Annotated in this window: 22 protein-coding genes; 15 read left to right on the forward strand and 7 right to left on the reverse strand. The window is 31.3% G+C overall.

What is annotated here, in order from left to right:
- The first annotated feature begins 66 nt into the window (after positions 1-66).
- From NOU10_RS06390 to NOU10_RS06405, 4 genes are all read left to right on the forward strand, one after another.
- Positions 67-996 carry an exopolyphosphatase gene (locus NOU10_RS06390; protein ID WP_255906329.1) on the forward strand — a complete coding sequence of 310 codons (930 nt, stop codon included), beginning with the start codon at positions 67-69 and terminating at the stop codon, positions 994-996.
- A 126-nt stretch (positions 997-1122) separates the two neighbouring features.
- Positions 1123-1848 (forward strand): ABC transporter ATP-binding protein, encoded by a 726-nt coding sequence (locus NOU10_RS06395; RefSeq protein ID WP_255906330.1) that lies wholly within the window; start codon positions 1123-1125, stop codon positions 1846-1848.
- A 2-nt stretch (positions 1849-1850) separates the two neighbouring features.
- Positions 1851-2963, forward strand: coding sequence for an ABC transporter permease (locus NOU10_RS06400; RefSeq protein ID WP_255906331.1), 1113 nt, complete (start codon positions 1851-1853; stop codon positions 2961-2963).
- Between the two features lie 12 nt (positions 2964-2975).
- Positions 2976-3623, forward strand: coding sequence for a TetR/AcrR family transcriptional regulator (locus NOU10_RS06405; RefSeq protein WP_255906332.1), 648 nt, complete (start codon positions 2976-2978; stop codon positions 3621-3623).
- Between the two features lie 62 nt (positions 3624-3685).
- On the opposite strand, the gene NOU10_RS06410 is transcribed toward NOU10_RS06405, so the two are convergent.
- From NOU10_RS06410 to NOU10_RS06420, 3 genes are all read right to left on the reverse strand, one after another.
- Positions 3686-5626 carry an AlwI family type II restriction endonuclease gene (locus NOU10_RS06410; RefSeq protein WP_255906333.1) on the reverse strand — a complete coding sequence of 647 codons (1941 nt, stop codon included), beginning with the start codon at positions 5624-5626 and terminating at the stop codon, positions 3686-3688.
- Between the two features lie 41 nt (positions 5627-5667).
- Entirely contained in the window at positions 5668-7740 is a 2073-nt protein-coding gene (locus NOU10_RS06415) for a Dam family site-specific DNA-(adenine-N6)-methyltransferase (RefSeq protein ID WP_178847564.1), read from the reverse strand.
- Between the two features lie 108 nt (positions 7741-7848).
- Positions 7849-8652, reverse strand: coding sequence for a transporter substrate-binding domain-containing protein (locus NOU10_RS06420; RefSeq protein WP_255906334.1), 804 nt, complete (start codon positions 8650-8652; stop codon positions 7849-7851).
- Positions 8653-8731: 79 nt separating this feature from the next.
- On the opposite strand from NOU10_RS06420, the gene NOU10_RS06425 reads away from it, so the two are divergent.
- The 10 genes from NOU10_RS06425 to NOU10_RS09490 all read left to right on the forward strand — a co-directional run bounded on the left by NOU10_RS06425 (position 8732) and on the right by NOU10_RS09490 (position 18368).
- Positions 8732-9997, forward strand: coding sequence for a hydroxymethylglutaryl-CoA reductase, degradative (locus NOU10_RS06425; protein WP_081537737.1), 1266 nt, complete (start codon positions 8732-8734; stop codon positions 9995-9997).
- On the forward strand, positions 9997-10953 hold the full coding sequence (locus NOU10_RS06430) for an IpaB/EvcA family protein (RefSeq protein WP_255906335.1): 957 nt from the start codon (positions 9997-9999) through the stop codon (positions 10951-10953). Before NOU10_RS06425 ends, NOU10_RS06430 begins: the two co-directional genes overlap by 1 nt.
- Positions 10954-11056: 103 nt before the next feature.
- Positions 11057-13084, forward strand: coding sequence for a methionine--tRNA ligase (gene metG / locus NOU10_RS06435; RefSeq protein WP_014568129.1), 2028 nt, complete (start codon positions 11057-11059; stop codon positions 13082-13084).
- A 133-nt stretch (positions 13085-13217) separates the two neighbouring features.
- Positions 13218-13988: a TatD family hydrolase gene (locus tag NOU10_RS06440; protein WP_191355648.1), complete on the forward strand. Its 771-nt coding sequence runs from the start codon at positions 13218-13220 to the stop codon at positions 13986-13988.
- A 10-nt stretch (positions 13989-13998) separates the two neighbouring features.
- On the forward strand, positions 13999-14556 hold the full coding sequence (gene rnmV, locus NOU10_RS06445; protein WP_080767637.1) for a ribonuclease M5: 558 nt from the start codon (positions 13999-14001) through the stop codon (positions 14554-14556).
- Between the two features lie 11 nt (positions 14557-14567).
- Positions 14568-15458, forward strand: a complete 891-nt coding sequence (gene rsmA / locus NOU10_RS06450; protein WP_255906336.1) for a 16S rRNA (adenine(1518)-N(6)/adenine(1519)-N(6))-dimethyltransferase RsmA — start codon at positions 14568-14570, stop codon at positions 15456-15458.
- 87 nt (positions 15459-15545) lie between these two features.
- Positions 15546-15779 carry a Veg family protein gene (locus NOU10_RS06455; protein WP_049164416.1) on the forward strand — a complete coding sequence of 78 codons (234 nt, stop codon included), beginning with the start codon at positions 15546-15548 and terminating at the stop codon, positions 15777-15779.
- A gap of 95 nt (positions 15780-15874) precedes the next feature.
- Positions 15875-16723, forward strand: a complete 849-nt coding sequence (locus NOU10_RS06460; RefSeq protein ID WP_011475603.1) for an alpha/beta hydrolase — start codon at positions 15875-15877, stop codon at positions 16721-16723.
- A 12-nt stretch (positions 16724-16735) separates the two neighbouring features.
- Positions 16736-17854, forward strand: coding sequence for an aminotransferase (locus tag NOU10_RS06465; protein WP_081511143.1), 1119 nt, complete (start codon positions 16736-16738; stop codon positions 17852-17854).
- A gap of 43 nt (positions 17855-17897) precedes the next feature.
- A complete protein-coding gene (locus tag NOU10_RS09490) occupies positions 17898-18368 on the forward strand; it encodes an arginine repressor (protein WP_003702207.1) in 471 nt (156 codons plus the stop codon).
- Positions 18369-18406: 38 nt separating this feature from the next.
- On the opposite strand, the gene ispE is transcribed toward NOU10_RS09490, so the two are convergent.
- Positions 18407-19276, reverse strand: coding sequence for a 4-(cytidine 5'-diphospho)-2-C-methyl-D-erythritol kinase (gene ispE / locus NOU10_RS06475; RefSeq protein WP_003699663.1), 870 nt, complete (start codon positions 19274-19276; stop codon positions 18407-18409).
- 215 nt (positions 19277-19491) lie between these two features.
- Between ispE and NOU10_RS06480 the strand changes: the two genes are divergently transcribed.
- Entirely contained in the window at positions 19492-20799 is a 1308-nt protein-coding gene (locus NOU10_RS06480) for an ammonium transporter (RefSeq protein WP_003704861.1), read from the forward strand.
- Between the two features lie 211 nt (positions 20800-21010).
- Here the strand turns inward: NOU10_RS06480 and NOU10_RS06485 are convergent, their stop codons facing one another.
- The 3 genes from NOU10_RS06485 to NOU10_RS06495 all read right to left on the reverse strand — a co-directional run bounded on the left by NOU10_RS06485 (position 21011) and on the right by NOU10_RS06495 (position 24574).
- Complete coding sequence (locus NOU10_RS06485) at positions 21011-22156, reverse strand: site-specific integrase (protein WP_255906338.1); 1146 nt, start codon at positions 22154-22156, stop codon at positions 21011-21013.
- Between the two features lie 495 nt (positions 22157-22651).
- Entirely contained in the window at positions 22652-23860 is a 1209-nt protein-coding gene (locus NOU10_RS06490; protein WP_255906339.1) for a hypothetical protein, read from the reverse strand.
- Between the two features lie 54 nt (positions 23861-23914).
- Entirely contained in the window at positions 23915-24574 is a 660-nt protein-coding gene (locus NOU10_RS06495; RefSeq protein ID WP_255906340.1) for a hypothetical protein, read from the reverse strand.
- Between the last annotated feature and the right edge of the window lie 25 nt (positions 24575-24599).

Below are 24599 nucleotides of genomic sequence, written 5' to 3' on the forward strand. Positions count from 1 at the left end.
ATTAAAATGAAATTACTATTATAAAATGTGTTACAATATGTGTATCTTAAATATGGGGTGGCAGAGATGCAGAATTTAGTAATTTTGGACTTTGGTTCTAATTCTACAAGGTTGTCGATTAATGAAGTTAGTGATGAAGGTAAGTACCGAGAAGTTTTTCGTGCTAAGGAAATGACGCGTATGGCGGAAGGTATGGGAAATTCTGAAAAGAAAGTGTTGCAGGCTGACGCAATTGAAAGAACGCTGGATGCTGTTAGAAAATTTCAGAAACATTATGAGAATTTACCTAATTTAAAGATTAAAGGAATTGCAACAGCGGCAGTTAGAGTAGCTGAGAATAAAGAAGAATTTTTAGAGAAAATAAAGTCTTTGACAGGCGTAGGAGTAGAAATTTTATCTGGTTCTGCTGAGGCTTACTATGATTATGTAGGAGTAGCTAATTGTTTAGATGTTAAGGATGCTGTCATCTGTGATATGGGCGGGGGTAGCTTTGAGGTTATTTTAATGAAAAATAAAAAAGCCTTGAATTTAATCAGTATTCAGTATGGAGCAGTTAGTTTAACTGAGAAATTTCAAACACAAGATAAAATAAATGCTGGAAATTTATTTGAGTTTGAAGTTTTTCTCCGAGAATTATTTGCTAAAAAACTACCTTGGCTATCTGAAGCTAAAGATTTACCATTGGTGCTTTTAGGTGGGGCTAATCGTACTGTTGCGCGTAAAAAATTAGGTAAGTTAGATGAAAAAGATACTACTAATATTCATAACTTCCGTGTATATAAAGAAGAATTTCAAAGAATATATCGTAAGTGGTTAGATATGGACAAAACTGAGAGAGCTACAGATTTAGGGGATGAAAGTAGCCGTGCAGACATCATAATAGGTGGACTTACTCCTGTTATGCAGTTAATGTTACAATGCGAAAGTCCATATGTGATGTTTTCTGAGAGTGGAGTCCGTGAAGGTATCATCTTTGAATTGTTAGCTGAAAAATAGTTACTTGAAGAGCTTTAAAAGAGTTTTTACTCTTTTAAAGTTCTTTTTTTATTGACAAGTGAGTAAACACTCACTATAATCCAGAGTGAATTAGTGAGTAAATACTTACTTTTGGAGGCGAAAAAAATGAAAATAAATAACCAGAGAATACAATTACAAAATATAAAGAAGAAATTTGGAAATGATAATGTCTTAAATTCTGTTAATTTAACAGTAAATTCAGGAGAAATAGTAGGTTTGATTGGTCCGTCTGGCTCAGGAAAATCAACAACTATCAAAATTCTATTGGGTATGGAAAAAGCTGACGAAGGTGAGGCTTTAATTTTAGAAAAGAGAATGCCCAATCGAAAATTATTAGCAGATATTGGTTATATGGCTCAATCAGATGCGCTTTATGAATCAATGACAGCTAGGGAGAATTTAAGTTTTTTTGGTTATATGAAAGACGTTACAAAGAAAGAATTGCAAAAAGAAATAGAATATGTTGCTGAAGTTGTTGATTTAACGAATTATTTGGATAAGAAGGTTTCAGGATATTCTGGTGGGATGAAACGAAGATTGTCACTAGCAATAGCTTTACTAGCAAAACCTAAAATAATTATTTTAGATGAACCAACAGTTGGAATTGATCCTGCTCTGAGACTTAAAATATGGAGAGAATTAGCTAAATTAAGAGATGAAGGAAGAAGTATTCTCGTAACAACACATGTTATGTCTGAAGCTGAGCTGACAGATAGGGTAGCACTTCTTTTTGAGGGGAAAATCATAGCCTTTGATAAACCTAAGAAATTAGAAGATGAATATAAAGTTAATAATATTGAAGAAGTATTTTTGAAAGTCGAGGGTGAGTAGCTATGAAGACTTTAGTGATTGCTAAAAAAGTTGTTATAGAATTGATTGGAGATAAGCGTACAGTATTGCTGATGTTTGTTGCACCATTGTTGATCTTGTGTTTGTTAAATTTGATGTTTTCTGCAAGTACAAAAACTAAAGTAACAATAGGAACAGTAGATGTTAACAATCAAATTAATCGAAAAATGGATCAAGTAGATGGGATTACCGTAAAAAAATATGAAAGTGAAAAACATGCTAAAAAAGATTTAGATGCTAATAGCTTAGACGGAGTAATCAGTTATAAAAGTAAGCAGTATGATGTAACTTATGCCAATCTAGATGTTTCTAAAACTGTGATGACAAAGAAAGTATTAGAAAGTGCCCTTATGAAGGATAATGTTTCCAAATTACAATCAATGGTGGTTAAACAAGGACAAGTAATAGCGGAATTAACTGGGCAACAAGAGTCTGTTAAAATGAATAAATCAAAAATAAGTATAAAAAATCATTATAATTATGGAAATAGTAAAACTAATTTTTTTGATAAGATGGCCCCAATGCTAATAGGATTTTTTGTGTTTTTCTTTGTATTTTTAATTTCAGGAATGGCGCTATTAAAAGAACGAATAAGTGGTACTCTAGAAAGATTATTAGCTACACCTGTAAAGAGAAGCGAAATAGTTTATGGATATATGCTAGGTTATGGCTTAATGGCATTGGCGCAAGCAAGTCTGATAACAGTTGTAGGAATTAAATTATTAGACATTGAGATAATAGGCTCAATATTTAGTGTAATAATTATTGCAGTTTTATTGGGATTTGTCGCGCTAGCCTTTGGTATTTTGCTATCAACATTTGCTTCATCAGAATTTCAAATGATGCAATTCATTCCATTAGTAGTTGTTCCTCAGATTTTCTTTTCAGGTATCATTCCATTGGATTCAATGGCTGATTGGGCACAAAGAATTGGGAAAATTTTACCATTAACTTATGCTGGTGAAGCCTTATCTGCAATCATAATGCAAGGAGCTGGCTTAATAGATGTAGGAAAAGATATACTAGTATTGATGATCTTTTTAGTAGTTCTATTAATTTTGAATATTTTAGGCCTAAAAAGATACAGAAAAGTTTAATGGGTGAGAGTTATGGAAAACAAGACTATTTTAGAAGATTATGAAGAAATTTTAGGTAACAAGAAATTAACGAATGGACAGGAAAAAGCCTTATTATCGGCGATTAATTTGTTTGCTAAGCAGGGGTATGATGCAACATCAACAGCACAAATTGCAAAAAATGCAGGTATCAGTGAAGCAACCATTTTTAAATATTATTCAACTAAGGAAAAGTTACTGTTAGAAATCATAAACCTAATTACGACTGAACTTTTTCCAAAATTCCAACGTAAATTTTTTAGTGAAATAAATGAGATAAGTGATAAATCATTAAAAGAAATTATAACTTTTATCGTGATTAATCGATTTGAATTCATGAAGAAAAATCATCAGATACTAAGAATCTTTATCCAAGAAAGTCTAACAAAAATTAAAATTAGACAAATGGTATCAGAAGGATTTGTTGAAGCTATAAAAAGTAATCAGGAAATATTTACGGAATTTAGGAAACTAGTAGGTAGCAAACATCCAGATTATGATGCAATAGTATTGGTTAGAATAATAACGGGGCCAATGATAGCATACTTTTTACAACGATTTATTTTTGCTCCTAATGTCCCTTGTGATGAAAAAAGAGATCTAGATCTGATTATAACTCAAATATTAAGTGGTTTAGAATAAAAAAGTAGCGACAAATAAAAGCATTGTAAAGCTATATTTGTCGCTATTTGATTACATGTAAGTTATTTAATTTTAGAATCAAACATTATTTCATCTCTCCAACTTAAGTCAAAATTTCTAAAATATTCATCATATGAAGATTTTATATTTTTTAATAAAAGTTGTTCATCTTGTCCATTTTGTAACATATAAATGAGATTTTTAATGTTTAAAGGAAAAACTTTAACATTCTGTGCATATTCATCTTTGTTAGAGGACTTTAGAGGAACTGTAGATATAGCACGCCAAATGTTGACTGTATTATCATCCAATTCATCTGCTATAAATAAAGTTATTACTTCAATTGGTTTTTTATCAACTGTTAAATTTGTTGCATGTCTGAGAACAGGTTCCCATTCTCCTCGTTTTTGAGCATGCTTATTCATAAGAGTTACCTCTAACATTAATGTTGATTTAGAATAATCTATTATAATATCACCCTCGCCGCCTGCTGCATGCGTTAGAGGAAGCATGTTACCATCGAGTGTTAAATTCAAACTTTTAGTAATATAGAATTTTTCAGATGAAAGATAAAACCAAGCAATACCAACAATATATTCAAATATAGTAGGTACAGTTGCTGATTCGGAAACCATTTTTTTGATTTTTGAATCGTTGCGTTCAGAGAAAAGAGGGAGAATTTGTAAAATTTTTTCTTTGGGAAAATTTTTATACATAAACTCTCTGAATAATTTTTCTTTACGGCGATTTACAATATCAACTACATTAGAAATATCAGAAGTATTTAGTAGTTTTTGTAATTTTGTTAATACATAATCTTCTTTAAGATTTAATATTTTTGTTATAGTGTGCTCTTGATAGAAAGGGGAATTAAGATTTTTTTCATAATCAAGAGATTCATTACCGGCTAATGAAATATTAGAAAAAATAATATTACAAATATCAGATGAAATAAGATTCACTAATCCATTACTAAAATCAAATATTCCAGTTAAATTAAAAGTTCTTTTAGTCATATCGCGATATTCTTTAATTAAATTATTCTTTTTTGATGAGATGAATTGACTATAGATCAAAGAATCATTGGAATCAAGAAATATATTATTTTGGTTAGCTTCTAGAAATTTATTTACAGAAGATTTTGATTTAAAAATACTTGTTCCTGAATTAAAGGCCTGTCTAATAGAATTAGTGTTTGATAATTTTAATAGCTCTTGCAAACTTCTTAGATCTTTAGTTTGTTTAAAATGCAATAAAGTTACAACAAAATTGTAGTAATCATCTTGGTATTTCGAAGTTTTACCGTTAAAAAATAACTTTGAAAATATATCTTTATTCAATGGTTGGTGTGAAAATAACTCAGTAGCTGAAAGACCATTAGTATTTTCAGGAAAATATATGTTTAAAAATTCAGAAAATGATAAACTACCGTTATCAACTCTTTTGTAGTCATTAATTATATCAATTATTTTCTTTTGAGAAAAATTAGGTCTAATCAAATGGAGTAAATTCAAAAAATTAGATTGCGGAATATTCCTATATAGCATAGCCAAAGTAATTCCAATTCTAAATGGATAAACAAAATGATTGCCGTTATTTTCGTAAACACGAAGTTTAAGTAACTGCCTAAGAAATATCAAATTATTCTGATCTAATCCGAGGAAGATCTCGATTTTATCAGCTTTTTGTGAGGTTCCAGTAAGCCAATTGATAGATACTTTTGAAAGTCTCCTTTTACTATCTGTTAGTCCAAGTTTTACAAGAGAATTTGTCAATGTCCTTCCTCTTTTTGCAAAATCTTCTTTTTTATTTCTTTCAAATAAATCCGAACCTAAAAGAATTTTTTTATAAAAAGCAGCTTGAGCTTCATTATCCCAAGTATCAAATTCTAAATTATTTTCCCTTAGAAATGGTAAAATTTCTTTATAATCATCAATCAGAGTTTTACGACGGAAACTAGTATCGCCTAAGTTAAATGTAAATGAAGAAGATTTTAATTGCATAGCTATCACATCCTAATATACATATAATTAATAATTTGTTATTAATAATTTGTTATTAATACTTCAACAGTATTGTTATGTTTAGCAGTTGAATGATAATTGCTATTATTATAATCGTAATTAAGAACATGCAGATGATATTTTTTAGCCCATTTTTTTAGTAAATCATTTTCCTTGCCTTTGTGAACTAAGACATTAGATAAAGCAAATTTAGCCTTCTTTTTATCGACTAAATCTAGGAAAGCGTACAGAGATAACTCATCATCTTTAGTCCAACCGTTGTTCTCATTATAGGTAGCATTGCTGATAAGATAAGGGGGATCTGCATAAATAAAATCACCAGCTTTAAAAGATATATCTCTAAAATCATGATTAGAAAAAGTAATATTATTCTCTCTTATAATATTTGAAAATGTAGTTAGTTTATTACGCATGTTTTTATTAAAATCTCTTTTTCCAACTGGAAGGTTATAGTGGTTTCTTTTGTTGAAACGTATTTGATTGTTAAAACCAAAAACAATTAATAAATAAAATAATAATGGCGAAGGCGAGTTATTATAATCCTTACGTAAAGTTAGAAATTTGTCTTGATTATATTTACTTAATCCCTGCGAACTGTCGCAATTATAATGATTATACCCATATTTGTAAGTGTTGGACAATCCATAATATGAAATCTTATTATCTAACTCTTGTATAAAGCTTTGTGGATCTGATTTAGAAAGATAATTAAAAAATTCAATAACATGTGATTCTATATCGTTAGCAATGTATGATTTAGCAATATTTAAATTGGCTAAATTTACAGTAACACTAGCACCACCACAAAAAAGATCAATAAAAGTATTGCATTTACTTGGAAATAAAGGCAATAATTGCGGAAGAAGCTTATGTTTACTACCTGTATAATTTAAGGCAGATTTAACTATTTTAGGTTGACGTGTATTAACAGTACATAAATACAACAATTCCTTATGATCTTTAATATTTGTTTTTCCAGTAGTAAATGCAGAAAAATCAGTATCAAAAACTTGTACTTTTCCACGTGTTTGTAAAATTTGTATTATTTCTTCATTAGAGATTTTGGCGTTTGAACGAGAATTGCCCTTTTTAGCCATATTATTGTAAGACACTAAAATATACTTGGCATTAATATGTGAAATTAAATCAGCAAATGCTTGCGGAGCTCTAGCCTTAGTATATTCAGAAGACTTTTCCTTACGATTAATTGCTTTCTTTGCAATTCCTTCGACAGCAGGTTTTTTCCACTCGATAACGTTTTCCAAAACATGATAAGCATTTTCATATCCACGAGAATTATAAGGAGTATCAATATAAACTAAATCCGCTTTTATTTTTTTTACTAATTCATTTGCGTCTGTATTATAAATTTTATTATCCTTATTATCAGTTAGCTCAGGTAATTTTAAATATATTGGAGTTAAATTATCCATTTTTTTTCTAAATGCATCAAAATGTCCTACAGTATTAGCGACCTTATCCATAGCATAAAGTAGGGAGGTTAGTAGAATAGATTTTTCCCTAAAATTTATGTCTGAATATTGTTCAATTTGTTCACGAATAGCGTCTATTTTTTTGGCATTATCTACAGAAAAATATCTATTTCCAAAGTTCTTTGTAACATATCCAGATACACCAGAAAGATGATTTAGCTCAAATAATTTATTCCTAATCTTATTTTCATCTATTTTAGAGGAACTGAACCATGTTTGATAAGAGACATAGTTACTAGTAAGAATATCATTAACAATAATATTTTTCCCTTTTTCTTTAAATAAGTTTGCAACCACACCAGTCCCACCAAAAATATCAGCTACAGTACGGATGTCACAAGTATTATCATCTACAACTTTTTCAATAAAAGGTAACATCCTCTGTTTGCTTCCTAAATAGCGACGATTGTTTATTTTTAATAGTGATTTAGTTGTTTCATTATTAAAATTTGAATCTAACAGTTCAAGTTGTTCATAATTCCAAGCATTTTGATGTCCTTTTTTGTTAAGAGGACTAGGAATTTTTTCTTGTTTAATCCAATTATTGACGGTTTGTCTAGAAATATTGTATTTTTTCATTAAATCTTGTGTTGTTATCATAGGCATCACCTTCTTTACAATTAAAAACATTGTAACATAATATAACTGAATGGTATAGATGAATGATAAAACCTCTTGATAGCCATTTTAAACTATCAAGAGGTTTTATTATGGTTTGGTTAAATCCTGTGAAAAGTATTTTTGTGATAAGTCTATAATGTCATTACCATCTTTTAACTTATCTAAAGTTTGGTTTAGTTTAGTATTCCTCTTATCAGTAATTCCCACTAATTGTTGCGAGGTGATTTGAGGATCTTTTATACGTGTTAAAGTCAACTTAGGTAAATCAGATTTTTTGGTAGAATTAAGTGCTTGTAAATAAGCAGAAGTTAATTCAGGATGTTTATTAAGATAAGCTGTATATTCATAATCTGTGAGGATACCAGCTTTTATTTTTTTATTTTCCAATGCCTTCATTAATGAAGATATACTGTTATAGACTTTAGGTTTCATTTGTAGGTTTGTTAAAAGTTGATGTTGGTTACCATTAGCTAGAATACCTACTTTTTTATTTTGTAAATCTTCAACAGATGAAATATGGCGATGTGTGCCAGTAAACAAGACATTTTGTGGATATAAATAGGTGTTAGTTGTGATCAATTTAGACGAAAGTGTAGTCTTATCAAATTGTCCTAAAGCAAGATCAATTTGATGCTCACTAACTAGTTTTTGTAATTTTTTGCGATCTGAAACCTTAACGAATTTGATATTAGTATCCATTTCTTGAGCGATTTTTTTACTTAGCTCTACTTCAAAACCAGTTACTTTTTTATTAGTCAGATAGCTATAAGGTTTATTATCAGCTAAAATACCGACTTTTAAAGTATCAGCAGAAATATGTGTAGGTGCTGAAATTAACATAATCAGAGAGAGAATGATCCCTGATAATATAGAAATAATAACTTTTTTCAAATTTATACCCCTTAATCGAATATTTTATTTATCTATTATATAATAGATAATGTCTAATGTTTAGAAAGGTGCGAAAAAGATGGAAGGTTTTAAAAAATATTATAAAAAAAGTTGGTCTGAACGGCTTGAGATACTTAAAAAACAAGAAATTTTGTCACAGGAAGATATTGATAGATTAAAGTCACAAGCGATAGATGTTAGTCTAGGAGAGACTCAAATTGAGAATTTTATAACACAGTATTTATTGCCAGAAGGATTGGCTTTAAATTATGTGATTAATGGTAAAGAATATTTGATTCCTATGGTAACTGAAGAACCTTCCGTGATAGCAGCAAGTAGCCATGGGGCAGGTATTGTAAAAAAGTCGGGAGGATTTAAAGCATCTGTAAAGCAAAGATTGATGCTAGGACAAGTCATTGTTGAAAAAATTGAAGATGTTGATAAATTCGAAGATGATATCTTAAAAAACGAAGATGAATTGTTAGAAATTGCCAACCAAGCTCATCCATCTATTGTTAGACGTGGCGGAGGAGCAAAATGGATAAGAGTACGTAAATTAGATAAGAGTATTATCTCGATAGATTTAGCAGTAGATGTTCAAGAAGCTATGGGAGCTAACATGTTAAATACAATGCTTGAAGCAATTGCAGCTACGATTAGAGAGAAGTACGAACAAGATGTAGTTATGAGTATCCTATCTAATTATGCAACTGAATGTCTAGCAACGGCTATATGTGATATTCCAGTTGCTTCATTGACTAAAAATAGAATGTCAGGAGAAAAGATTGCTGAGAAAATTGCTCAAGCAAGCTATATTGCACAAATCGATCCGTATCGTGCTACAACACATAATAAGGGGATCATGAATGGAATTGATGGAGTAGTTATCGCAAGTGGTAATGATTGGCGTGCAATTGAAGCTGGAGCTCATGCATATGCTGCCAAAGATGGTAGCTATCGTGGCTTAAGCACTTGGAAAGTTATTGGAGGCACATTGCATGGTGAAATTACTTTACCACTACCACTTGGATCTGTTGGGGGATCAATAGGGATCGTTCCTTTAGTAAAGGTCAACCATAAATTATTAGAAATAGAGAATGCAATTGAATTAGAAAAAGTTGTTGCATCAGTAGGGTTAGGTCAAAATTTGGCTGCATTATATGCTCTGGTAACAGAAGGAATTCAAAAGGGACATATGCGTCTACAGTTGAAATCATTGGTAAGTTCAATTGGGGCAACTGAAAAAGAAATACCGTTGGTTGTATCTAAATTAGAAAAGTTAAATAAGCGAGATATGAGTACAGCTAAAGAAATTTTGGATAATTTAAGAAATGAGGGGAAATAATGACAAAAGAAATTAACTTCAGCAAAGCTACTAAAAGTTTAATGAAGAAAGTTGAGGCAATTTTTCCTGAAGGTGTAGGAATTAATGTAAAAAAAGATTCTAAATTAGGATATGTTCGCCATGACCAGGCTCAACAATATTTACGTGGTGGACAGTTGATGATTGATATATATGATATGACACGTCCTGACTATACTGTAGCCCATGAATTACTTCACTTTTTACACATGTTTAATGGAGCACCACAAATTTCATTTAATTTAACAACTAAAAAGAAAGACTTAGATACTAAGTTCATGGCAACAGGATTGGAATTGTACGATATTGTAATGCATGACTATGTATATCGTGAACAAGCAGAACTTGGAATGATGACAGATGAAATTAAAGAATTATATTTTAAAGGTGTTCTTTCAGTTTTAAAAACAGAACAAGGAGAACATGATCAGTGGATGGTTTTAAGAATTTTAACCTTACTTGATACCTTATTATTCTTTAAAGATGAGCAAGACTCTGTTAAGGATAAATTAATGGAACTTTATCCAATTTCATTCGAAGCTGCGCAAAGATTATACGAAATTTTAATTGAAAGAAGTTTGGATTCTGCTTTTGCAATTCGAAGAACAGTTGTTAAGTTATTTAAAGCTTTTGATGATGAATTGAGTAAGTTGGGAATGGTACCGATGAATATGACAGAATTCGCTACTTTATCAGTTGTTTTAAGTGAAAGACAAATGAGATTGCAAGTTCGCCAATTATTTAATATTGTTCATTCTCCATTAGATGATAATTTAACATTTAAGTCAGCTTACGTTGGTCAATGGAAAAATGATGGACAAAATTCATTTGTATTAGCTGATCCAGGTAAAGATTCCGCTAAGAAATTTGTTGAATATTATAATATGAAAGTAACAGATTTCTTAGATTCAATTGGGATTGAATATTTAAAGCGTTAATTAAGATTAACTAACTAAAATCAAGGGTTTATATGCTATACTAAATCTAGCAAATATTTTTAGATCTAATTGAGATAAATTAATAAGGAGAGTTGATTCGTCTATGGGTGAAAAACCAACATTTTATATTACAACTCCAATTTACTATCCATCTGGTAAATTGCACATTGGAAATTCATATACAACAATCGCTTGTGATGTGTTAGCACGTTACAAACGGCTTCAAGGTTACGACGTATTCTTTTTAACAGGCACAGATGAACATGGGTTGAAAATTGAGCAAAAGGCTCAAGCATTAGGAATGCAACCACAAGAATACGTAGATAAGATGGCTGCTGATATTAAAGAACTTTGGAAAAAGCTAGAAATAACAAATGATAAGTTTATCCGTACAACTGATGATTATCATGAAAAAGCTGTTCAAAATATCTTTGAAAAATTATTGGCAAAAGGCGATATCTACTTAGGTAAATATCGTGGATGGTATTCAGTATCTGATGAAGAATATTTCACAGAATCACAATTAGCAGAAGTTTACCGTGATGAAGATGGAAACATGATTGGTGGTAAGGCTCCATCTGGACATGAAGTGCAACTTGTTGAAGAAGATTGCTACTTCTTTAAGATGAGTAAATATGCTGATAGATTAGTAAAATACTATGAAGAACATCCAGATTTTATAATTCCTGATACTAGAAAGAATGAAATGTTAAACAACTTCATTAAACCAGGACTTGAAGACTTGGCTCTAACTCGTACAAGTTTCAATTGGGGTGTTAAAGTCCCTTCTAATCCAGAGCACGTAGTTTATGTATGGATTGATGCTTTATGTAACTATATTACTGCTTTAGGATATGAAACTGGTGACGATGATAGTCTATTTAAGAAATACTGGCCTGCAGATGTCCACATGGTAGGTAAAGAAATCGTTCGTTTCCACACTATTTACTGGCCAATCATTTTAATGGCTTTAGATTTACCTTTACCAAAACATATTATTGGTCATGGTTGGTTATTAATGCGTGACGGCAAGATGTCAAAATCTAAGGGAAATGTTGTCTATCCAGAAATGATAGTTGAACGTTATGGTTTAGATGCATTGCGCTACTACTTAATGAGAGCCGTTCCTTTTGGAAATGATGGTGTATTTACACCAGAAGACTTTATCGGTAAGATTAATTTTGACTTGGCTAATGACTTAGGTAACTTATTAAATCGTACAGTTGCGATGATTAACAAGTACCGTGGTGGTCAAATTCCTGAATTGAAATCTGGAGTAACTGCTTTTGATAAAGATTTAGAAGACGTGGCTGCTAATACTATCAAGAATTTTGAAGAACAAATGGATAGTGTTCATTTCTCCAATGCTTTAGACGAGGTTTGGAAATTAGTTGCTCGTTCTAATAAATATATTGATGAAACAGAACCTTGGATTTTAGCTAAGGATGAAACTAAGAAGGATGAATTAGATAGTGTGTTAGCTCACTTAGCAGCTTCATTACGTTTAGTTGCAATCTTGATTCAACCTGTCATGACTCACACACCTAAGGAAATTTTTGCACAATTAGGCTTAAATAGTGATGATATGGCAATTCAAGGTGTTTCATACTTTGACCTACCTGCAGGTGCACAAGTAGTAGCTAAAGGGACTCCTATCTTCCCACGTTTAGATGTAGAAGAAGAACAGGAATATATTAAGTCTAAGATGACTAAGAATGAAAAGGCTAAGGGTCGTAAAGCTATGGCTGAAAAAGCTAAAGAAAACTGGGATCCTGAAAATACAACTTTAGTTTTGACTAAGGACGAAATCAAATTTGATAAGTTTGATAAAGTTGAATTGAAAGTTGCTGAAATTAAAGAAGTGTCTAAAGTTGAAGGTGCTGATAAGCTTTTGAAATTCAGATTGGATGCAGGCGATGAAGGTGACCGACAAATTCTTTCTGGAATTGCTCAATGGTATCCAAATCCAGAAGAACTAGTTGGAAAGAAAGTTATTGCTGTAACTAACTTGAAGCCTCGTAAGATGAGAGGCGAAGTTAGCCAAGGAATGTTGTTGTCAGCAGAATTTGGTGAAACAGTCCAATTAATTACAGTTTCAGAAAATATTCCAAATGGTTCATTAGTAGGATAATGATTCAAGAAACACTAATTTGTAATTTAATTTACAAGTTAGTGTTTTTTTGTTTGGTGAAAATAATGCTAGTAAATAAAAAAGTGTGTTAAGATTGTAGAAGTAAAATAGAAGATTATGAGAGGAATTTACAGTGGAAATATTTGATTCGCATACACATATTAATTCGCATGAATTTGATAATGATATTCCTGACGTAATAGAAAGAGCCAAGGCACTTGATGTCACTGAAATGTTGGTTATTGGATATGATGATGACAGTAGAAAAAAATTACAAGAAATTATTCAAGAATATCCTCATATTTATGGTGCGGTAGGGTGTCATCCTGAAGATGCATTAAATTATAATGCAGAGTATGAACAAGAATTAAGAAAATATTTGGAATTAGAAAAGTTTGTTGCTGTGGGAGAAATAGGTTTGGATTATTACCATGATTCCCCTAAAAAAGTACAACATGAAGTATTTGAAAAGCAAATAGCTTTGGCCCAAGAACTTAATTTACCAATAAGTGTGCACAATCGCGATGCATTTGAAGATTGTTATGCAATTTTAAAGAATATGAATATTCAAAAAAATGGCGGAATTATGCACAGTTTCAATGGTGATACCACTTGGGCTGAGAAATTTTTGGGCTTAGGTATGGAATTGTCATATAGTGGGGTAGTAACTTTCAAGAGTGCCAAGGACGTTCAAGAATCAATGATGATGACACCATTGGAGCATATGTTAGTTGAAACTGATGCACCTTACTTAACTCCAATGCCATATAGAAATAGAATGAATGAACCAGCGATGACAAGATATACACTTGAATTTATTGCAGAAAAAAGAGGAATTTCAAGTGAAGAATTAGCTGAAATAACAAGAAAAAATACAGAAAGAGTTTTAAAGATTAATGAATGAGAACGACAAAATGAAGATAAAAGAAGTAATTGTTGTTGAAGGAAAAGATGATACAAAACGAATTCAAATGGCAGTTAATGCTGATACTCTAGAAACAAGAGGATCGGCAATAAGCGACGAAACTTTAGATCAAATTGAAGATTTATATGATAAACGTGGAGTAATTGTTTTTACAGATCCTGATTTTTCTGGAGAAAAGATACGTAAGATAATTACAGAAGCTGTTCCAGGAGTAAAACATGCATTTTTGACAAAGCATGATGCAGCTCCTAGTCATAAAGGTAGTTTAGGTGTAGAACATGCTAGTCCTGAAGCAATAAGAGAGGCACTTGCCCATCTATATACAGAAGTACCTGATGGAGAGCCACTAATCTCAAGGGAAGATTTAGCAGTAGCGGGATTAACATCTGGACCACAAGCTAAAGAATATCGCAGAAGATTAGGTGAATATTTAAGAATAGGCTATACAAATGGGAAACAATTGTATAAGCGCTTGAAATTATTCCAAATAACACCAGATGAGTTTAAAAAAGCACTAGAATATATAAAGAATGAAGATAACTATTAAGAGGTGAAATAATGGCAAACGAATTACCTGAAATTGCTAATCCAACACGAACAAGAGCAATTATGAAAACATATGGATTGACCTTTAAGAAAAGTCTAGGTCAGAATTTCCTAACAGATATTAATATTTTAAAAAATATTGTAGCCGCAGCAGAGGTTAGTGAAGAGGATAATGTAATCGAAATTGGGCCAGGAATTGGAGCTTTAACAGAACAATTAGCCAAAAGAGCTAATAAAGTTATGGCGTTAGAGATTGATGATAGATTACTGCCAGTTTTGGCGGATACTTTATCACCATACGAAAATGTTGAAGTGGTCCATCAAGATATTTTAAAAGCAGACTTGAAGGCTTTGATAGCTGAACATTTTGAACCTGGTCATAAGTTGAAATTAGTCGCTAATTTGCCATATTATATTACTACACCTATTTTGATGCACTTATTGGATTCAGGAATTGAATTTGAAACAATTGTAGTAATGATGCAAAAAGAAGTGGCTGAAAGATTAGCTGCAAATCCAGGAACAAAGGCATATGGTTCTTTATCTGTTGCGGTTCAATATGAAATGGATTCAGAAATTGCATTTATTGTTCCTAAGACAGTCTTTGTTCCACAACCTAATGTGGATTCTGCAATTATTGTTTTGAATAAAAAGAAAGTTAAACCTAAAGAACCACAGGATGAAAAACATTTTAAGAAATTAGTTAAGGGTAGCTTTATGCATAGAAGAAAGAGCTTATGGAATAATCTTCAAAGCCTTTATGGAAAAGACTCTGAAACTAAAGAAAAAATGTTACAAGCTTTGGAAGTTGCAGATATTAAGCAATCTATAAGAGCTGAAAAATTAACAGTAGCTGACTTTATAAATTTATCAGATGCTCTAGTAAAAATGGAAATTAATTAGAATAATGGCTTGAGTCTAAAACTAAAATGTGATAAAATTGATTATTTTAATTGACTATGGTATACTATCTCTCAAAGAGGTGGATATATGCCAATTACAATAACAAGCATTAAGACTAAGTTGGATGGAAAAATTGGTGAACCACTAACTATAACCTCACGACTTGGACGTAAGAAGTCAAAAACTAGACATGGTGTCTTGCGTGAAACTTTTCCTTCGGTTTTTATAATCGAGTTAAATCATGATGAAAATGCAGTTGAAAGAGTATCTTATAGTTATACCGATATTTTGACTAAGAACATTGAGTTGAATTTTGGTTAAGATGACATCCAAAAAAGAGATAGAGAATATTGATAAATAATAGGGTTGGGATTTTATCCCAGCCTTTTTTACAGAACAAATGCAGGTGATGGGGTGTGAAAAAAATAATTTTAAAGATAGTATTGATTATTTTACTTGTATTAGTAGGATTTCAAATTACAAGTCTATTACCTAGTAAAAACAAACCATTGAGAGAAGATAAGTTACTCAATGATATAAATTATAGTGATACACCAACTTTATTGATTCCAGGTTGGGCAGGAAATAAGTGGACATATAATCGTATGATAGATACATATCAAGATGAAAATGTTGCACAAAAAACAATGACAATTCATGTTAGCCCAACAGGAAAAGTAAAAGTACATGGAACTGTAAAAAATAAGAAAAATGCGATGATACAAGTTTTGTTTGATTGGAATTATACTGCTAGTTACCGACCACAAACAAAATGGTTAACTAATGTAATGCTGATTTTACATGATAAATATCATATAAATAAAATGAACGTAATAGCCCATTCTTGGGGTGGTAGTGCTTGGTTGCATGCCTTAGCTGGATCTAGTAAACTTCAAAAAGAGATAAAGTTTTCTCGAGTAATATTATTAGGTGTTCCAGTAGAGGAGAGCTTTGATGATATTAGTTATAAAAAAGCTAAGAAAATTCACTCAACTGATGGAAATTATCAAAAATTAGTAGCGCAAACTAAGTATTTGAGACTTAGAGCGAAAATAAAGTTCTATAATTTCCTAGGTGAGATAAAAAATGAGAATACTGATGGTTCGGTACCACATGTACAATCAGAATTTCTTCAGAAAATAGTAAATCCTAAATGGGCCTATTATAGCCAGATGACTTTTGAAGATACAAGTCATTCAGGTTTGCATAGCGATGAGAAAGTTTTAAAGGAAATAGAACAAATATTGTGGGAAAAAGAAAAATAAGGGGGATGTAAGATGAACCTTCCTGAATTTGGTGTAGAAGCCTGGTTAAATAAGTGGGAAAAAAGTGCTAAATATGATATATCTCAAAGTTCAATTGATTCTTTAACATTAGAAGAATTAATTGGTTTAGATGGTACAAAGGTGGAGGATTTTTTTGCTCAACATAGTACTGATAAATTAAATTATGGTTGGATTGAAGGATCACCTGAATTTAAAGAATTAGTAGCAGAACTATATCAAAATATGCCCGCCGATAATATTTTGCAGACTAATGGTGCAACTGGTGCTAACATGTTAGCAATCTATGCTTTGGTTGAGGCTGGGGATGAAGTGATTTCGATGATTCCTTCATATCAACAATTATATGATATTCCTCGTTCTTTAGGAGCTAAGGTAAAATTGTTGAACTTGGATGAGAAACAAGACTGGAGTTTTAAAATAGATGAATTAAAGGAATTGGTAACTCCTAAAACTAAATTAATCTGCTTAAACAATGCCAATAATCCGACTGGAACAGTGTTTGATACTGATTTTATGGAAGAAGTTGTAAAAATTGCTAAAGAAGTAGATGCGTATATATTAGTTGATGAAGTATACATGCCTTTAGACAAAGATAGAAAATTTACTTCGATAGTTGATATGTATGATAAGGGGATTGCTACAAACTCTTTATCAAAGACATTTTCTTTACCTGGATTAAGAATAGGTTGGACAGCATCAAATAAAGAAGTAGCGGATATATTTAGAAAGTTCCGTGATTACACAGTTATTTGTGGTGGTGTATTAAATGATGTTTTGGCAGTCCATGCACTGAGAAATAGGGATAAAATTCTGCAAAGGAATGAAGAAATCGTCAAGAATAACTTAGAAATAGTAGAAAATTGGTTAAAAACAGAGCCTCGAGTAAGTTGGTGCACACCACATTCAGTTTCTACATCATTTATAAAGCTAGATATTCCCCAAGATGATTATTCATTTTGTGAAGATTTGTTGAGAGAAAAAGGTGTTTTGTTAGTTCCGGGAACTGCATTTGATAGACCACAACATGCAAGATTAGGATACTGTTGTAATCCTAAGATTCTACAACAAGGTTTAGAGAAGTTATCAGAATATTTGAGAAAATTTGACTAATAATTACTAACACTTAATTTGCAGGAAGGAAAGTGGTGTCAAAGTGAATAGAATAGCTAGAAGAGAATTAATGGAGCAACTTTTTGCTGATAATAAGATAACAACTCAAGAGCAATTGCAACAATTATTGCGTGCTGAAGGAGTTGAGGTTACACAAGCTACAATTTCAAGAGATATGAGAATTTTGAATATTGTAAAAGTAAGTGACCAAAATGGAAATACATATTATAAGCAAATGAAGGTAGAGGGAGAAAAAAATTACGAACGTCTATTTCAAGAAATTAATGATAATGTATTAGGAATCCAACGAATAAACTTTATTAATTTAATTAGAACAACTGTAAACTCAAGTTACGCAAATATTTTAGCTGCAAAGTTAGATGACCTAGAGTTAGCTGAGATTGCAGGAACCTTGGCGGGAAATGATACAGTAGTTGTATTCAGTAAAAATGAAGAAGATGCAGAAATTGTTTATAAAATGATCTATGAACATATGGATGATGACTTGAAATAATAGCAAATAAATAGGTTTGGCGAAGATGCCAAACCTATTTATTTTGTCGTTAACGAGTCTAATGCTCTAACAAGATAAACTTCCTTACAAAAACCACGTAAACTATTATAAATGTGAGTAGCACGAGATTTTTTTTGAGAAATGCCAAAGACAGTTGGGCCAGAGCCACTCATCTGAGCAGCATCAGCTCCAAATTGTAACATTTTATCTTTGATTTTAATAATGTCAGGGCATTTTTTCATAGTAATGGGTTCCAATGCATTCCCCATATGGCGACACATTTTATCAAAATTTTGTTGCTTAATTGCGGACACAACATTTTGAACTTCTTGATGATTTAAGTGTTGTTCATGAATTTGTCGCAATATTGTAGGAGTTGAAACACTAGCTTGAGGTTTAGCAATGACTAACCACATTGGTGGAAGTGGACCTATTGGAGTGATTTTTTCACCACGTCCAGTTACTAAGGCAGGTTCGCTATATACACAAAATGGAACATCAGAGTCGATTGTAAGAGCTAATTTTGCTAACTCCTCACGTGACATATTTAAATTCCAAATTTTATTTAAACCTCTTAAAACTGCAGCCGCATCGGCAGATCCACCACCCATACCTGCAGAAACAGGGATGTGTTTATCAATCTCTATTTCCACGCCTTCTGGTTTGTCCAATTTAGATTGCAGAAGCTTTGCTGCTTGGTAAGCTAAATTTCGTTGATCACAAGGTAAAAAGCCGGTATTAGTTTGTACAGTTATCTCTTTGCTGTTAGGAATAGTTTTAATATGAACATAATCAGATAAGTCGATTGCTGTCATAACCATACGCCATTCGGGCTCGCCATCTTGATGACGGAAAGGGGTATCAAGACTTAGATTAAGTTTGGCAGGGGCTTTTTCCGAAATTTCCATAGTCTCACCTAGTTTCTAATCAGTAATTATTACTTTATATTATACTTAGGAAAAATGAATTTTAAAAGTTAAATTACTTAAATAGAAAATAAGGAAAAGAATAGAATAATTTTAATGTTTTATGTTATAAAAAGTTACATATATCTAAAAATAAAGTTGATTTTATTTATTCTGATGTTATAATTTTTGACATCAAAGGCATAGGAGGGCTTTTTATGATTAATCAGGCAAACACAGCTTTTGTTCTCATTTCGACAATATTGGTATTCTTTATGACTCCTGGTTTAGCATTTTTCTATGGGGGATTGGTTTCTAAAAAGAATGTCGTTAATACCATGTTTTCTGTTTTTGTTATTAGTGGCTTAGCGATTCTACTCTTTGTTTCTGTAGGTTATGTAATTTGTTTTGGTAAAGATGTATCTGGGATATTTGGTTGGGGACATAGTTTCTTCCTAAGTAGATATGAATTAACGAAGATGTATTCTAAAAGTTTAGGCATTGATAATGGTACATATCTAGTATTTCAAATGATGTTTTCGATCATTACCCCAGCACTTTTTGTTGGAGCTGTTGTTGGGAGAATGAGATTTAACTTTTTGATCTTGTTTGTATCATTATGGTCAATTTTTGTATATTATCCAATGGTACATATGGTTTGGAGTCCTGATGGTTTATTAGGGAAAATTGGGATGCTGGATTTTGCTGGTGGAACAGTTGTACATATTAATGCAGGTATAACTGCATTGGTGCTATCTATATTTCTAGGACCTAGAATTAAATATAATATTGAAAACAGCGAACACTATAATTTACCTTGGGTATTACTTGGAACAAGTATACTTTGGATAGGGTGGTATGGTTTTAATGTTGGTTCAGCTTTAGGAATAGATAAAGTGGCCATTCAAGCTTTCTTAACAACTACGGTTTCTACGGGGGCTTCCTTAATAGCGTGGATGATACTGGATCTTAAATTCCATTCCAAACCATCGTTAGTAGGGATTTGTACAGGAGCATTATGTGGTTTAGTTGGAATAACTCCTGCAGCAGCGTATGTTTCGACTTTAGGAGCAATCATAATAGGAGTTTTGTGCAGTATTGTAAGTTTTATTTTTGTAGAAAAAATAAAGCCAAAACTTAAATATGATGATCCGCTAGATGCCTTTGGGTGTCATGGAATTTCAGGAATTTTAGGTTCGATTTTAACAGGCGTGTTTGCGAATAAAGCAATAAATTCAAATATTTCTGAGAGTGGATTATTATATGGTGGGGTGCACTTGTTTTTAATTCAAGTTTTAGGAACTGTTTGTACAATTATTTTTGTAATCATTTTATCTACGATTTTAGTAGTTTGTTGCAAAAAATTAGTTAAGATGAGAGTTACAAGTGAAGAAGAATTGATTGGCTTAGATAAAGTTGAACATAATGAAAAGGTAGATTCTTATGTGAAGAGCGATGCCTCTGACGTTAGGAAATATCGTGCCGAATTTAGAGGGCAATTATCTAAGTTTGAAAAAAGAAGATAATCATAATAAAAAGCAGCAAGTTCGTCTTGCTGCTTTTTTCATGAAAAAAGATTATAAATTAAGTTGTTCTTTGAAATGGTATTTCACAACATTTCACAACATTCCATAACCGTTTATTTAATAATGTTTTTAAGATATTTGAAATGTTTAAATACAACTATATATTTCTCAAAATATCAAAAAAGTATGCATCAAGTATGCACATTTTTAGTTAGAAATTAACAAAGGAAGTATATTGAATGGCAGTATCTTTACGTTGCTCATCAGTAATTGAAGTGTAAACATCTAACGTAATTTCAACTTTAGAATGTCCTAATTGGGCTTGAAGTTGCTTAACTGACATACCACCTTGTGCAGCTAAAGTCGCATAAGTATGTCTTAAACCATGAACTGTTATATGATGTAAATTACTACCTTCTGAAACTCTATTCATCATCTTACTAATTGTGGTAGGAATAATGTAGTGGTTATTTTTATCAGGAAAAATAAGCTGATTAGGAGATAAAGCATTGAACCCTTTTTGTAGTAGTTCTTTCTTTTGTCTCAGTCTCCATTCACTTAAAATTGATAATGTCTTTTTATCAATAAAAACAGTTCTATTACTACTTTTTGTTTTTGGGGTTGTAACTTTAACTTTAGATACCAGTATTATAGTTTTGTTGATTGTAATTTGTGCCTTTTTAAAATCAATATCATTCCACGTTAAAGCTAAAGCCTCACTTTTGCGAATGCCAGAAAATGCTAATAATCTAAAAAGTACGTAGATTTTGTATTTTTCATGTTTCTCAGCGTATTCAAGGAACGTTTTTAGTTCATCTCTGGTATAATAATTTCTAGAATGTTCCAAGTTACTAAATTGTCTACTAGCTTTAGGAATAATAACTGATGACGTGGGATCATCTGTTACTATTTTTAACTGCTTAGCATATTTGAAAATTCTAGTTATTAAATTGAATATAGCTTTATAGTTCTTTAATGGAATGGAATACCAGTGATTAATCAAGTCTTGACATTCAATTGTTGTGATTTGATTAATTTTTTTATTACCCAAAATAGGAAGTATCTTAGATTTATACTGTAGTTCAACAGTATAAAAAGAAGACTCTTTAACAGTTAATTTATAGTTAGCTATCCAACGTTCATACACTTCGCCAAAAGTTATATTCTCGTTGTCTAGAAAGTTAGGGTTATTTATTTTTTTCTCTACTTCATCAGCTGCTAATTTTGCCTCTTTCTTTGTGTAGAAACCACCTTTGGTTTTATACTTACGTTTACCAGTTACTGTATCAGTACCAACTAAAATCTGATAACGCCACAACATACCTTTCTTTGTTTTATATTTTCTAAATGTTGCCATAATATTTACCTCCAAAATTAAATTGAAAGTAAAAAGAAGATGTTAGCAACACACAGCTTTTAATGACTTCAGTGTATTGGTCAATATGAATGTACGTCCTTTCAACGGTAAGTTTTGTACTGGGCGCCGTCACACGCAGGGGGACGGCGCCCCCCTTAACGCTTAGTCCTTGTCAGACTTTAGTAAATATAGTAAAATTAAAATTAAGATGATATTTTCCATGGTATTCACCGCCTTTCACGAGCATAAAGCCACATTCTCAATGTGGTAAAATGATCGTGGAAGGTGGGGAATACCTTTTTTATATTTAGTAGGACTAAGCGTTAAAAGTTTTGTTGTAGCGCGATGCATTTTTCAATTCAAGTTATTTAAGTAGAAAAGGTAGTGGGAAAATGAAAAAAAGCATTATTTCCTTAATACAGGTATTATTTGGTTTTATTACTGTCTTTGCAATAGTTAGCATTCTATTAAGTTGGTCACATATTTCACAAAAAATTATTTTTCTTCTGGTGCTTTTTTTATTTCGGATAAGTCCGCAATATCAGACAAATTATCTATTTGCATTTCGACTGGAATTTCGTTTCCTACCTCGGAATTAGTAAGCTTGAGGCCTTGAATTTTTTGTACATCTGTTTCTGATAATTTAAGTTCTAGGTGCTTTAGCTCAAGCTGTTCCTTTTTTAATTGAGTTTCTTCACGATCGTTCTTTATTTTAACACTGCGAAGTTGCTCGTTTTGCAATGATTTTTTAAATTTTCTATTTATAAAATATGGAACAATACCAGTTATTTTAATAGAAAAATTTGATTTCGAAATAGCTACATCACCAAAAATACATGCTGTAATTAATGCTAATGATTCCCAATTATCTAAAACTGTTTGTAGTAAAATGAAACCTGGAGATTGTATATTAGTTTTTTGGTGGATTTCATTCGACTTTTCTTCTGCTAGTTCTACAATTAATTTTTGAAATTCAAATAAGTCTTTTGAACTTACTTGTTTATTAGTCGTAACGCCTATTCGACAATGTAGTTCTCCATTATAGATATAATTAGCAGATATTAACGGATTTATTTGTTCTGCATAAGGGGTTAAATTATAGATAGATTGTCTTGTTTGGCGAATCCATGATAATTTATCTGGTAAGTCTTTTTGCATAAACTCTTTAATCCAAAATACTCTTCTTTTCTTTTGAAAGTTTGAAATAGTATAACCAGGGTCAGACATTTCATCAAAAATAGTTTCTTGATTGACATGATTAATTTCTTCATCAAAGGCATCACTTAATATAAAGCCTAGTAAAAACTTTGAGCTACCTTGATCAGGTAGTATAACAAAATCGCCAACAACCATTTTCTCAACAAAATTAAAAACTTTACTAGCTGCTATACTACTACTTCTTTTTAAACTGGCTAATTCATTTTGTCTTGTAAGTCTATCTTTATTTTTATTATTTTCATTGCTATTGTAATTTGAGAGAAAGTTTTTAAAAAAGATTTCCTTGTATTGATTTTCTAAAATATCTTCATTAACTCGATAATAAGAATTTATATTTTTTAAATCTGAAAGTGAGATATTGTTATTTCCTACAGCAATAAAATTGTTATATTGAAAATCTTCATAAAATTCAGCGTTATTGCCAGCACGAACTAACCAATATTGAGAATCATTTGATATATTTAATATTTTGTCTTGGTTTAACAATAACAATCATATCCTTTCTTGAGTTTAAACCCGTCGATTTCGGCGGGTTATTAATTAATGATTTAAATTGATTTTAAATTGAATATCGCCATACTCAATCTCAATGTACTTAGTATCTGCATATGGTTTTTGAAGATTAACCCAAAAATGTGTAGTTCCAGTATGTCCTTTAGAAACTTCATCTTGTCCCTCTTGTTGATTTATAATTTCTCCAGTTTTTCCGTCATCATCATAAACTTTAAAATTCCAAATTGATGGTAAGAAATCTTCTGAAGAGTCTATATTTTCATAATCTACAGTAATTTGCACTCCGTTTTGTTGAGATACTTTAAGAGTTGGAATATCGCTATTTACTAAACTCATACCATGGGCATCAAAGTTTTGATCAGCTTGTGTAATCTTTAAACCATACATGTCATTTTTATATTGTTCATTTAAACCATAAACTTTAGATTTAACCGATTCACTCTCAGAACTTTCTAGTGATTCAGTAGATTCTGTGGAATATGTAGTACTTTCAGTTGTATTATTTTGTTGTTGATCTATTACTGAGATAGCAAATGAACAAACGATAAATAATAAAGCGCCAGCTGCCGAAATAATACCTGGAACTCTTAAAGGTTTTTTTCTCACAAGATTAACAATCAACCATATGAGTCCAACTGCCAGAACAATAATTCCTAATAAACCTAAAATCGATACAAATAAATCCATATTTTTCCTCCTGAAATACATATAA

The organism is Ligilactobacillus sp. MP3, from assembly GCF_024436335.1.
GTDB lineage: Bacteria > Bacillota > Bacilli > Lactobacillales > Lactobacillaceae > Ligilactobacillus > Ligilactobacillus salivarius.